Source organism: Virgibacillus necropolis (assembly GCF_044793635.1).
In the GTDB taxonomy this organism is placed as follows: domain Bacteria; phylum Bacillota; class Bacilli; order Bacillales; family Amphibacillaceae; genus Virgibacillus_F; species Virgibacillus_F necropolis_A.
Genome location: NZ_CP084992.1, coordinates 2,226,654 through 2,239,579 on the forward strand (window position 1 = coordinate 2,226,654; position 12,926 = coordinate 2,239,579).

Genomic DNA, 12,926 nt, shown 5'->3' on the forward strand with positions numbered 1-12,926 from the left:
ACGAATGATTCTCTTATACATATACCGGTAAACCTTTAGATTTTACTAAAGTAAAAAAAGTTTAAAAACAATGGCATATTTGAGTGGAATTAGTTGTATTGAAACTTTTTCATATGGTACTATGTTATATAGTTTTTCCCGTTTGGGAGGAGGTAAGTAATGAAACGATTAATGCGGAATGTGTTCTTTTGGTTCTTAATTTTTCTAGTTGTTGTAGCAGTTATAGAATTATTTAGGGGGCAGGATGAACAGGCAGAAGAATTAAATGTTGAAGAATTTATGCAGGCACTAAACAATGGTGATATTGCAGAAATGACGATGCAACCTGTAAATATGGTCTACAGAATAACAGGTGAACTGGAAGATGGGGATAAACAATTCATTGCCCAAGTACCAGATAACACAGAAATCATTGCAAATATTACAGAAAAAGCTACGGAACAAAGTGTGTTAAATATTGAGCAAGAAGAGCAACCAAGCGGATGGGTTACGTTCCTAACAACGATGATTCCGTTTTTAATAATAGGATTATTTTTCTTCTTTATACTTAGCCAATCACAAGGTGGCGGTGGCGGCCGTGTGATGAATTTTGGTAAGAGTAAGGCGAAGATGTTCTCAGAAGATAAGAAAAAGGTACGATTTAAAGATGTAGCGGGTGCAGACGAAGAAAAGCAAGAACTTGTAGAAGTTGTGGACTTTTTGAAGGATCCACGCAAGTTCTCAGCAGTAGGAGCTCGAATCCCTAAGGGTGTTCTTTTAGTAGGGCCTCCTGGTACAGGTAAAACATTACTTGCACGTGCAGTTGCAGGGGAAGCTGGAAAACCATTCTTCTCTATTAGTGGTTCAGACTTCGTTGAAATGTTTGTTGGTGTAGGTGCTTCTCGTGTACGTGATCTATTTGAAAACGCGAAGAAAAACGCACCATGTATTATCTTTATTGATGAAATTGATGCAGTTGGTCGTCAGCGTGGAGCTGGTCTTGGTGGTGGTCACGATGAACGTGAACAAACACTAAACCAATTACTTGTTGAGATGGATGGTTTTGGCGTAAATGAAGGAATTATTATTATCGCAGCAACAAACCGCCCAGATATTCTTGACCCAGCGCTATTACGTCCTGGACGTTTTGACCGTCAAATTACAGTAGACCGTCCTGATGTTAAGGGCCGTGAAGAAGTATTGCAAGTTCATGCAAAAGATAAACCAATGGATAACACTGTTGATTTAAAAACAGTCGCAATGCGAACTCCTGGTTTCTCTGGCGCAGATTTGGAAAACTTATTGAATGAAGCAGCATTGGTGGCAGCTCGTGGAAGTAAATCCTCAATTGACATGCTAGATGTTGACGAAGCAATTGACCGAGTTATTGCAGGTCCACAGAAAAAAGGAAAAGTTATTTCGAAAAAAGAACGCGACATTGTTGCCTATCATGAAAGTGGACACACGATTATTGGTATGGTATTGAATGATGCAGATATGGTCCATAAAGTTACGATTGTACCTCGTGGTCAAGCCGGCGGATATGCTGTTATGCTTCCTAAAGAAGACCGTTACTTTATGACAAAACCGGAATTGTTCGATAAAATCACTGGATTATTAGGTGGACGTGTAGCTGAAGAAGTTATCTTTGGTGAAGTAAGTACTGGTGCATCTAATGACTTCCAACGTGCTACAGCTATCGCACGGAAGATGATTACCGAGTATGGTATGAGTGATAAAATTGGTCCATTACAATTTACAAGTGGTGGAGGCAATCAAGTATTTCTTGGACGTGATATTCAAAATGAACAAACTTACAGTGACGAGATTGCTCATGATATTGATCAGGAAATGCAAAACTTTATTAACTTCTGCTATGATCGTGCAAAACAAATTCTTACAGATAACAAGGATAAATTGGAACTTGTTGCACAAACTCTTTTAAAAGTAGAAACGCTGGATGCAAAACAAATTAAAGGGTTGTTTGAGGATGGAGTGCTTCCTGAACCTGCAGAAGATGTATCAATACCGACTACAACTTCTACAGAAGAAGATAAGGATCTTAGAGTAAATATCCAATCAAAACAGGATGATGCTACACCTGAAACTTATGAAGAAGCAAAAGAACAAGCTGACAAAGAATTGGAAGAGGACCTTCATGATGAAAAATCTGATGAGCCTTCTTCAGATGACGAAAATAAGAATAGCTAATAACTAATAAAAATAACCCCTCAATCGATGAGGGGTTATTTTTATAAGGAAAGAAAGTATAAAATTTTGGCGTTTATCTGTCTAGCGCAAGCGCCCTAGCCCGCCTGAGGTTTTAAGTCAAATCTCTTTGTGATAAAAATCATCACTAAGAGATTCGTCTTAAACTTGTCGGGGCTGACCAAGGCGCTTGCGCTTTTCTTATGTCTTCCACTTTTATTATATGAGTTATACTGAAATTAAAATTGTGATATATTTAGGTAAGAAAATGGAAGTATTATTATGTTAGATGGGAAGGTATGATTTTAAAAATGCTTTTTGTTCTGGATGTTGGGAATACTAACACCGTTCTAGGTGTATTTGATGATGATCGTTTAACACATGAATGGCGAATTAAAACCGATCGCTATAAAACAGAAGATGAATTTGGTATGCTAATCAAGTCATTATTGGAACATAAGGGAATTTCTTTTAAGGATATTCAAGGAATTATAATATCTTCGGTAGTACCTCCAATCATGTTTGCTCTAGAGAAAATGTGTAGAAAATATTTTAATCAGGAAGCATTGGTTATAGGAAAGGATAATGTTCAATCCCATTTACCAATGAAATACCCGAACCCGATGGAAATTGGAGCAGATAGAATAGTGAATGCAGTTGGTGCTTTAGAAGAATACGGATCACCACTCGTGATTATCGATTTTGGAACTGCTACAACATACTGTTATGTGAATGAAAAGAAAGAATATGAGGGTGGTGCTATTGCCCCCGGAATTCATATATCACTTGAAGCATTATACAAAAAGGCATCAAAACTTCCAAAAGTGGAAATTACAAACCCATCAAACGTTGTTGGAACATCTACTGTAGAAGCAATGCAGGCAGGGATATATTATGGGTATATCGGGCAAGTTGATGAAGTAGTATCAAGGATAAAGGAACAGGCGAGTGAAACTCCGACTGTGGTTGCTACCGGCGGACTTGCGAAGTTAATAGCAGATGATTCAAAAACAATAGATCATGTAGATGCAAACCTGACTTTAAAAGGATTGTATATTATTTATAAACGCAACCAAGAGGAGAACTAGCAAATTTGTATAGCTGCGTCTCCTAGCGACTTGAAATGTAGGTCGCTTTGCTTTTCTGCATGTAAGGAAACGGCAGTATAAGATTTGGCGTTAATCTGTCTAGCGCAAGCGCCTAGCCCCTCAAGGTTTTAAGTGATAAAAATCATCACTAAGAGATTCGACTTAAACTTGTCGGGGCTGACCAAGGCGCTTGCGCTTTTCTAACAAAGGAGAGACTGAAATGAAAGATTATTTAGTAAAGGCAACAACATATAACGGAATGGTTCGAGCATATGCAAGTGTTACTACAGAGACAGTAAGTGAGGCCCAACGACGTCATGATTCATGGGCAACCACATCTGCAGCTCTAGGGCGTACAATTACAGTTTCTGCTATGATGGGGGCTATGTTAAAGGGCGATGATTCCATAACGGTTAAAGTGGAAGGGAATGGTCCAATAGGTCCAATTATCGCAGACGCTAACACGTATGGAGAAGTTCGTGGCTATGTAACAAATCCCCATGTTGATTTTGAATTAAATGATAAAGGAAAATTAGACGTAGCAAGAGCAGTCGGTACAGAAGGAAATATTAGTGTTATCAAAGATTTAGGATTAAAGGATTATTTCACAGGTCAGGTTCCAATTATATCAGGAGAAATAAGTGAGGATTTCACGTATTATTTTGCTAATTCCGAGCAGGTTCCATCCGCAGTAGGTGCCGGAGTATTGATTAATCCTGATCATTCTGTTCTTGCTTCTGGTGGTTTTATTATACAAGTTATGCCAGGAGCCGATGAAGAGATTATTGAGCGGTTAGAGGAACAAATACAGACATTCCCGGCGATCTCTACACTGATTAGGGAAGGGAATTCACCCGAAGAAATTTTACAACGGTTATTTGGTAATGAAGAAATAAAAATGCATGAAACACAGCCTATAGCCTTTAAATGTAAATGTTCTAAAGAACGTATTGAGCAAGCAATTACCGGGTTAGGAAACGGGGAAATACAACAAATGATTGACGAAGACCATGGCGCAGAGGCAACATGCCATTTTTGTAATGAGGTTTATCAATTTAACGAGCAGGAGCTTGAATCACTAAAACAAACAGATTAATAACAGGATAGGGAGCTTTATATGCCAAAAAGATTATTACTGGGGATTATAGTTGTACTGTTGATCACGAACATAGCAACACTTTTATTTTGGAACAAGGAAGATCAAAATATCGAATTGGATAATGAAGACGCTAAAGTGAATGTTAAAGAGCCTGTTGCTACAATTGAAGGTGAAACCATTTCTTATGATGATTGGATGTCTGAGCTTCGTGCGATACACGGAAAAGAACAATTAAAGCGAATGATTGATTCAGAAATTGTTCATCAATTAGCAGATGAAAATGGAATAGAAATAAGCGAAAAGATTATTGAACGTGAACTTGCTTCATTGACTGGTATGCAGGGTCCTATGACATCAGAAGAGGTAAAGCAGAAAGAAAAAGAATGGCGAAAAGATATTATCTATCGTTATCAATTGGGCGCACTACTAACGATGGATACATCTATTCCGGAAGAAGAAATGAAATCTTATTACGATGTTTACAAGGATCAATATAATTTTTCTGCATCAATGAAAGTTTCACATATTATTGTAGATGATATGGAAACGGCTGAGAAAGTAAAAAAGGAATTGGACAATGGTGCATCCTTCTCATTGCTTGCAAAAGAATATTCAATTGATGAGGATACTAAAAAAGATGGCGGTTACCTTGGTTATTTCCAAACCAACAGCCAATTTTTACCGAACGGTTACGTTGAAGCAGCTAAGAAAATGGAAAAAGGAACATATAGTGAACCATTTAAAAGTAATACTGGCATAGCTATTATCTTTCTTCATCGTTTGTTACCAGATATCAATTTCACTTATGAGGAAATAAAACCATATCTAAAAAGGGAACTAGCACTAGACAAACTCAACCAATCATTAACCACAGAAGTCCTTTGGGAAAAATTAGATATTGAATGGGTATATGAACAAGGTAAAGAGTAGCGATCATTTCTTCTTTTTGTTTGACAATTCTTACTTTAAGACGTACATTATAAATAAATCCTACAATAACACTGGGAATTAGGAGGAAGTTATTTATGAGAGTTGCAGATAATATCGCGGGTTTAATTGGTGAAACTCCATTGGTTAAATTGAATCGTTCGGCAGATCCAGATAGTGCAGATATTTATTTAAAACTAGAATATATGAATCCGGGGAGCTCGGTAAAAGATCGTATTGCATTAGCAATGATAGAAGCGGCAGAAGAAGAAGGTATTTTAAAAGAAGGCGACACCATTATTGAACCAACAAGTGGCAACACAGGTATTGGATTGGCAATGGTTGGGGCTGCTAAAGGCTATAAAACGGTATTGGTTATGCCAGATACCATGAGTAAAGAACGTCAAAATTTACTACGAGCATATGGGGCTAAATTAATTTTAACTCCAGGTTCCGGTGGAATGAACACTGCTATTAAAAAGGCAGAAGAATTAAAAGAAGAAAACGGCTATTTTATGCCACAACAGTTTAACAATATGGCAAATCCAGATGTGCACGCACGTACTACAGGAAAAGAAATCGTAGAACAAATGAAAGATGGATTAGATGGTTTTGTATCAGGTATCGGAACTGGTGGGACAATTACCGGAGCAGGTAGAGTACTAAAAGAGCATTTTGACGGAGTTAAATTATATGCAGTTGAACCAACTGACTCCGCTATATTATCCGGTGGTTCCCCTGGCCCGCATAAAATACAAGGGCTTGGAGCAGGGTTTGTTCCAAAAGTGTTAGATACGGAAGTATATGACGAAGTAATCCGCATTACAAATGAAGAGGCATTCTCAACGGCGCGACAAGTTGCAAAAGATGAAGGTATTCTTGGTGGAATATCTTCAGGTGCTGCGATTGCTGCTGCTAAACAAGTGGCGAAAAAACTTGGAAAAGGTAAGAAGGTTGTTGCAGTACTTCCAAGTAATGGGGAACGTTATTTATCAACACCGCTTTATGAGTTTGATGAGAACGATCAATAAGTTTTAGTTAAGGACTGGTACCTGAATATTCGGTACTAGTCCTTTTTTTTAAGCAATGATACAATAGTGTAGAAAATAGCACTGGAAGAAGGTTAGATGATGCAAGCAATTTTGAAAACAAAATCGAAAACATACGACTTATCTGATCGAACATATATTATGGGGATTTTAAATGTAACGCCGGATTCTTTTTCAGATGGGGGAAGTTATACAACAATAGAAAAGGCTGTTGCACAAGCTGTTGAAATGGAGAAGCAGGGCGCCGATATTATTGATATTGGTGGAGAATCTACTCGTCCTAATCATGATCCAGTATCTGAAGAGGAAGAAATCAGTCGCATTGTACCAGCAATTAAAGCTGTTAAAGAATCAGTCAATATTCCCATTTCAATTGATACGTACAAAGCAGAGACGGCAAGAGCTGCATTAGAAGCTGGAGCGGATATCATCAATGATGTTTGGGGTGCAAAGAAAGAGCCCGAAATAGCAAATATTGCTGCGAAGTATGACGTGCCAATCATATTGATGCACAACCGGACAAATAAGAACTATGAATCCCTTATAGAAGATATGAAAAAGGATTTATTAGAGAGTGTTGAAATTGCTTTGCAGGCTGGTGTAAAAAAAGAAAACATCATTCTTGATCCTGGAATTGGTTTTGCCAAGACAGTAAAGGATAATCTTGTAGCTATGAATCATTTAGAAGTATTTGTGGAAATGGGATATCCTGTTTTGCTGGGGGCATCACGTAAATCGTTTATTGGAAACATTTTAGATGTGCAACCTGAAGATCGTGATAACGGGACAGGCGCAACAACCTGCATGGCAATCCAAAAAGGTGTACAAATTGTTCGAGTCCATGATGTAAAACGAAATGTGGAGTTAGCTAAAATGATGGATTCAATGGTAGCTGGAGGTAATAGATAGGATGGATAAAATTATGATGAGAAATCTACAGTTTTATGGATATCATGGATTACTTCCAGAGGAAAATAAATTGGGACAACGATTTAATGTCGACGTTGAACTAGTAGTAGACTTGAAGCAGGCCGGTGTCAGTGACAAAATGGAAGACTCTATTCATTACGGCCATGCATATGACGTGATTCAGGCAATTGTGGAAGGCAAGGCAAAAAATCTCATCGAGGCAGTAGCAGAAGAAATTGCTAATAAGCTCTTATCTAGTTTTGACTTATTACAGGCTTGTCAGGTGAAAGTTGTGAAACCGGATCCGCCGATTCGCGGTCATTACGAATCTGTTGCAGTAGAAATTTATAGGGAGAAAAAATAATGAATACTGTATTCTTAGCACTTGGAACAAATATTGAACCACGTTGCACTCATTTACAAAAAGCATTACATGACCTGGGTGCGAATGAACATATTATAATTAAGGATAAATCCACCGTTTACGAAACTGCCCCAGTTGGATATACTGACCAGGCAGATTTCTTAAACATGGTTATACAAATAGAAACAACATTTTCACCGATAGATTTATTAGATGTATGTCAACAAATTGAGCAGGGTCTAGGGCGCAAGCGTGAAATTAGATTCGGCCCCCGCACGATAGACCTTGACATTTTAATCTATAATCAAGAAGATAGAAAAACAGAACGATTAATTTTGCCGCATCCACGAATGCATGAACGAGCTTTTGTACTTATACCATTATATGAATTAAACCCAGAATTACTAATCGGTAATAAAGGGAAATGTGTGTCAGATTACGTGGGCGATTTGAGAGAGCAAGATGTAAAGGATGTTAGAGCATGGACACCGTCAGAGTAGGTAGACGAATAAAAGCATTTCGTAAATTAAAAGGCTATACACAAATAGATTTTGCAAAGACATTGAACGTTTCAATCGGGGAACTTAGAGGTGTGGAACGTGGTGAGAAGGAAGCACCTAGCGTGTTTCTTGATCAAGTTGTAGCAACATTAGCTATTACAAAAGAAGAGTTAATCGGGCAAAGTGTAAGTTTAGAAGAGGTAGAGTAATGTTTTAAATTGGTGATATCACAGATTTCAGATCCAACACCGAAGCAAAAAATTGGTGTGTGTATGTTGCATGTGGATAGACTTATTAAGCTGAAGGGCGATAGGGTCGCACTCATGGAAATGCGTAAACATGCTTCATAGTATCTGAAGGGACTTAAAGGAAACGGTAATGTTCTTATTCCCAGTGTTTAACACCATCGGGTTGTAAACGATTGATCCTGCCTGTTTCGTACGGGCAGTTTTTATTAGTTTACAAGTGCATGGGTAAATGCATGAAATATATTCAGACTTCCTATATAATGAACGATAAATGATTGTACTTATTGGAGTGATAATATTGTCAGAGGAAATCAATGAACAAATGCGCGTACGACGCGATAAATTAGCAACCTATCAAGAACAAGGGATTGATCCTTTTGGTGGGAAATTTGAGCGTACTCATTCAACTGAATCGTTAGTTGAGCAATACGACGAATTTTCAAAAGAAGAATTAGAGGAAAAAACAGATCACGTCACAATCGCTGGACGTATGATGACGAAACGAGGAAAAGGGAAAGCTGGATTTGCACATGTTCAAGACTTAAGTGGTCAACTGCAAATTTATGTGCGAAAAGATATGATCGGTGATGATGCCTATGAAATTTTCAAAACAACAGATATGGGCGATATCATAGGTGTGACTGGCGTGATGTTCAAAACCAAAGTTGGTGAACTATCTGTAAAAGCTACTGAATTTCATTTATTATCAAAATCACTACGTCCCTTACCAGAAAAGTATCATGGATTAAAGGATGTAGAACAACGATACCGTCAACGCTATCTAGATTTAATTACGAATGAAAGTAGTAGGGATACATTTGTATTGCGAAGTAAAATTATTCAATCCATGCGTCATTATTTAGATGCACAAGGATTCTTAGAAGTGGAAACGCCTATGATGCATAGTATTGCTGGTGGTGCTTCTGCGCGTCCATTTGAGACACACCATAATGCATTAGATATTCCATTATATATGCGCATTGCGATTGAACTACATCTTAAACGTCTAATTGTCGGTGGATTGGAAAAGGTATATGAAATTGGACGAGTCTTCCGTAATGAAGGTGTTTCAACAAGACATAACCCTGAGTTTACAATGATTGAACTTTATGAAGCATATGCTGATTATCATGATGTGATGGAACTAACGGAAAATATGGTAGCACACATTGCCAAAGAGGTATTAGGAAATACCACATTAATGTATGGTGAGGAAGAGATCTCACTAGAACCCAAATGGAAGAGACTGCATATGGTTGATGCTGTCAAAGAATATACAGGTGTAGACTTCTGGCAAAACATGAGTGATGAAGATGCGCGCGCGTTAGCAAAAGAACACGGCATACAAATTCAAGGTTCGATGACATTTGGACATGTAGTGAACGAATTCTTTGAACAAAAAGTAGAGGAGAAGTTAATTCAACCAACCTTTATCTTTGGTCATCCAGTTGAAATCTCACCACTTGCAAAGAAAAATAAAGAAGATGGACGTTTCACAGATCGGTTTGAATTGTTTATTGTTGGGCGTGAACACGCAAATGCCTTTAGTGAATTAAACGATCCTATTGATCAACGAGGACGTTTTGAAGCACAACTTAAAGAACGTGAACAAGGAAACGACGAAGCTCATCTGATGGATGATGATTTCTTAGAAGCGCTAGAATACGGAATGCCTCCTACTGGAGGACTCGGTATCGGTATTGATCGTCTAGTTATGCTATTAACAAATTCACCTTCCATTCGTGACGTATTACTATTCCCACAAATGCGTAACAAATAAATGTAAGGGTAAATAGGTTAAAAAAGATATCCTAGTAAACTTCTAATAGAAGAGTTTGCCAGGGTGTCTTTTTTATAGGCTCCTTTCGTACGCATTGTTGCTTTTTCATCGTCGCAGTTAATATATACTGCGACGTAACTATTATCTAAGTTAGATCTGTAGTACTGATAATGGAAACAAGTTACTAAGGCAGCCGCGGCCCGTATACACTTCGCGCATCTTAGGGCGGCTGGTGAGCCTCCTTGTGCTAACGCACGAGGCTACTGAAAAGGTTAATAATAGTACTAAATATGTGGATCCACCATCGCATATTCGAATATACTTCGCGCACCTTAGGGCGAGTGTCAAGCCTCCTCGGACTGCAGTCCTGCGGGGTCTCACCGATCTCTTGCTTCCCGCAGAAGTCTGCGTGTATATGGGCTGCTGGTATAATATTTGCCAATAACTGAAAGAAATGACAAAGAATGCTTACGTAAATAGCTTTACCAGTCCAGCATCGTTCCGGGTGGTGACTCCTGCGGGAACAGCACGTGTCCGAAGACCCCGCAGAGTGGTTTTCTCGAGGAGTCTAAGGCCGTGCCTGCGGAAAGCATCCGCCCGGAGCGATCCTGGACGGCATTAATAGCACATGTCTTTGAAAATAAACTTAAAGTTACGTCGCAATATATTTCTATTTTCTTAAAAAGCAGCAATCTTTACGAAAACAGCCTTTTTATAAGTAAAGAATGTATATAATGTTGGCATGGAATATTTAATGATCTTGCAGGGCCGTTTTTTCTCGTAATGTGGATTGTCTGAGTATGTACTAAACTGCCGTCAACAGGGCGTTTATTACCCTTTAAGGATGGTTGCGACAGGTGTATATTCTGGTGCTTAAAGAGTTTGATTATTATGGAAATAACTTCCTTTTAATTCTTTTTAACATTTCCCTTGCTTTCATATTAGAATCATGGTAAATTAGTTTACGTTGTCTTTTGAACAACTCACAACTTGTTTTAAAAAATAAACAAAAAAAGTTATTGACTTTGTATTTTATAAGTGTTATATTTATAAAGTCGCCAAATTAAAGACGACATTTAATTTGCTCCTTGAAAACTGAACAAAACAACCAAGTATGTCAAGTAACGAAACAAAGCTAAGACAATTGATAGAATCGATTGGTGTTGATTCTATTCAAACTTTTTTGGAGAGTTTGATCTTGGCTCAGGACGAACGCTGGCGGCGTGCCTAATACATGCAAGTCGAGCGCGGGAAGCAAGCAATCGCCCTTCGGGGCGTGAGCTTGTGGAACGAGCGGCGGACGGGTGAGTAACACGTGGGCAACCTACCTGTAAGATTGGGATAACCCCGGGAAACCGGAGCTAATACCGAATAATACTTTTTATCACATGGTAGAAAGTTGAAAGGCGGCTTTTGCTGTCACTTACAGATGGGCCCGCGGCGCATTAGCTAGTTGGTGGGGTAATGGCCTACCAAGGCGACGATGCGTAGCCGACCTGAGAGGGTGATCGGCCACACTGGGACTGAGACACGGCCCAGACTCCTACGGGAGGCAGCAGTAGGGAATCTTCCGCAATGGACGAAAGTCTGACGGAGCAACGCCGCGTGAGTGATGAAGGTTTTCGGATCGTAAAACTCTGTTGTTAGGGAAGAACAAGTACCGTTCGAATAGGGCGGTGCCTTGACGGTACCTAACCAGAAAGCCCCGGCTAACTACGTGCCAGCAGCCGCGGTAATACGTAGGGGGCAAGCGTTGTCCGGAATTATTGGGCGTAAAGCGCTCGCAGGCGGTCTTTTAAGTCTGATGTGAAAGCCCACGGCTTAACCGTGGAGGGTCATTGGAAACTGGAGGACTTGAGTACAGAAGAGGAGAGTGGAATTCCACGTGTAGCGGTGAAATGCGTAGAGATGTGGAGGAACACCAGTGGCGAAGGCGACTCTCTGGTCTGTAACTGACGCTGAGGAGCGAAAGCGTGGGGAGCGAACAGGATTAGATACCCTGGTAGTCCACGCCGTAAACGATGAGTGCTAGGTGTTAGGGGGTTTCCGCCCCTTAGTGCTGAAGTTAACGCATTAAGCACTCCGCCTGGGGAGTACGGCCGCAAGGCTGAAACTCAAAAGAATTGACGGGGGCCCGCACAAGCGGTGGAGCATGTGGTTTAATTCGAAGCAACGCGAAGAACCTTACCAGGTCTTGACATCCTCTGATAGCGATAGAGATATCGTGTTCCCTTCGGGGACAGAGTGACAGGTGGTGCATGGTTGTCGTCAGCTCGTGTCGTGAGATGTTGGGTTAAGTCCCGCAACGAGCGCAACCCTTGATCTTAGTTGCCAGCATTTAGTTGGGCACTCTAAGGTGACTGCCGGTGACAAACCGGAGGAAGGTGGGGATGACGTCAAATCATCATGCCCCTTATGACCTGGGCTACACACGTGCTACAATGGATGGAACAAAGGGAAGCGAAGCCGCGAGGTGTAGCAAATCCCATAAAACCATTCTCAGTTCGGATTGTAGGCTGCAACTCGCCTACATGAAGCCGGAATCGCTAGTAATCGCGGATCAGCATGCCGCGGTGAATACGTTCCCGGGCCTTGTACACACCGCCCGTCACACCACGAGAGTTGGCAACACCCGAAGTCGGTGAGGTAACCTTTATGGAGCCAGCCGCCGAAGGTGGGGCCAATGATTGGGGTGAAGTCGTAACAAGGTAGCCGTATCGGAAGGTGCGGCTGGATCACCTCCTTTCTAAGGAAAAACAGAAAGCAGAAGCTATT

At 40.1% G+C, this 12,926-nt stretch carries 10 protein-coding genes and 1 rRNA gene; all 11 read left to right on the forward strand.

What is annotated here, in order from left to right; genetic code table 11:
- Nucleotides 1-159: 159 nt before the first annotated feature.
- The 11 genes from ftsH to LG329_RS10740 all read left to right on the forward strand — a co-directional run bounded on the left by ftsH (nt 160) and on the right by LG329_RS10740 (nt 12,897).
- A complete protein-coding gene (gene ftsH, locus LG329_RS10690; protein WP_404450827.1) occupies nt 160-2,190 on the forward strand; it encodes an ATP-dependent zinc metalloprotease FtsH in 2,031 nt (676 codons plus the stop codon).
- A 308-nt stretch (nt 2,191-2,498) separates the two neighbouring features.
- Entirely contained in the window at nt 2,499-3,275 is a 777-nt protein-coding gene (locus LG329_RS10695; protein WP_404456536.1) for a type III pantothenate kinase, read from the forward strand.
- A 220-nt stretch (nt 3,276-3,495) separates the two neighbouring features.
- On the forward strand, nt 3,496-4,371 hold the full coding sequence (gene hslO, locus LG329_RS10700; RefSeq protein WP_404450828.1) for an Hsp33 family molecular chaperone HslO: 876 nt from the start codon (nt 3,496-3,498) through the stop codon (nt 4,369-4,371).
- A gap of 21 nt (nt 4,372-4,392) precedes the next feature.
- Complete coding sequence (locus tag LG329_RS10705) at nt 4,393-5,304, forward strand: peptidyl-prolyl cis-trans isomerase (RefSeq protein WP_404450829.1); 912 nt, start codon at nt 4,393-4,395, stop codon at nt 5,302-5,304.
- 95 nt (nt 5,305-5,399) lie between these two features.
- A complete protein-coding gene (gene cysK, locus LG329_RS10710) occupies nt 5,400-6,332 on the forward strand; it encodes a cysteine synthase A (protein WP_404450831.1) in 933 nt (310 codons plus the stop codon).
- 96 nt (nt 6,333-6,428) lie between these two features.
- A complete protein-coding gene (folP, locus tag LG329_RS10715; protein ID WP_404450832.1) occupies nt 6,429-7,259 on the forward strand; it encodes a dihydropteroate synthase in 831 nt (276 codons plus the stop codon).
- Between the two features lies 1 nt (nt 7,260).
- Nucleotides 7,261-7,623 (forward strand): dihydroneopterin aldolase, encoded by a 363-nt coding sequence (gene folB, locus LG329_RS10720; RefSeq protein ID WP_404450833.1) that lies wholly within the window; start codon nt 7,261-7,263, stop codon nt 7,621-7,623.
- Nucleotides 7,623-8,123 (forward strand): 2-amino-4-hydroxy-6-hydroxymethyldihydropteridine diphosphokinase, encoded by a 501-nt coding sequence (gene folK, locus LG329_RS10725; protein WP_404450834.1) that lies wholly within the window; start codon nt 7,623-7,625, stop codon nt 8,121-8,123. The genes folB and folK overlap by 1 nt, the downstream gene beginning before the upstream one ends.
- Nucleotides 8,105-8,332 (forward strand): helix-turn-helix domain-containing protein, encoded by a 228-nt coding sequence (locus LG329_RS10730; protein ID WP_404450835.1) that lies wholly within the window; start codon nt 8,105-8,107, stop codon nt 8,330-8,332. The genes folK and LG329_RS10730 overlap by 19 nt, the downstream gene beginning before the upstream one ends.
- Nucleotides 8,333-8,669: 337 nt before the next feature.
- Complete coding sequence (lysS, locus tag LG329_RS10735; RefSeq protein ID WP_404450836.1) at nt 8,670-10,151, forward strand: lysine--tRNA ligase; 1,482 nt, start codon at nt 8,670-8,672, stop codon at nt 10,149-10,151.
- A gap of 1,180 nt (nt 10,152-11,331) precedes the next feature.
- Nucleotides 11,332-12,897, forward strand: a 16S ribosomal RNA gene (locus LG329_RS10740).
- The last annotated feature ends 29 nt before the right edge of the window (nt 12,898-12,926 follow it).

Coding starts and splice junctions, on each gene's coding strand:
- ftsH (WP_404450827.1), top strand. CDS start 160: ATGAAACGATTAATGCGGAATGTGTTCTTTTGGTTCTTAATTTTTCTA.
- LG329_RS10695 (WP_404456536.1), top strand. CDS start 2,499: ATGCTTTTTGTTCTGGATGTTGGGAATACTAACACCGTTCTAGGTGTA.
- hslO (WP_404450828.1), top strand. CDS start 3,496: ATGAAAGATTATTTAGTAAAGGCAACAACATATAACGGAATGGTTCGA.
- LG329_RS10705 (WP_404450829.1), top strand. CDS start 4,393: ATGCCAAAAAGATTATTACTGGGGATTATAGTTGTACTGTTGATCACG.
- cysK (WP_404450831.1), top strand. CDS start 5,400: ATGAGAGTTGCAGATAATATCGCGGGTTTAATTGGTGAAACTCCATTG.
- folP (WP_404450832.1), top strand. CDS start 6,429: ATGATGCAAGCAATTTTGAAAACAAAATCGAAAACATACGACTTATCT.
- folB (WP_404450833.1), top strand. CDS start 7,261: ATGGATAAAATTATGATGAGAAATCTACAGTTTTATGGATATCATGGA.
- folK (WP_404450834.1), top strand. CDS start 7,623: ATGAATACTGTATTCTTAGCACTTGGAACAAATATTGAACCACGTTGC.
- LG329_RS10730 (WP_404450835.1), top strand. CDS start 8,105: ATGGACACCGTCAGAGTAGGTAGACGAATAAAAGCATTTCGTAAATTA.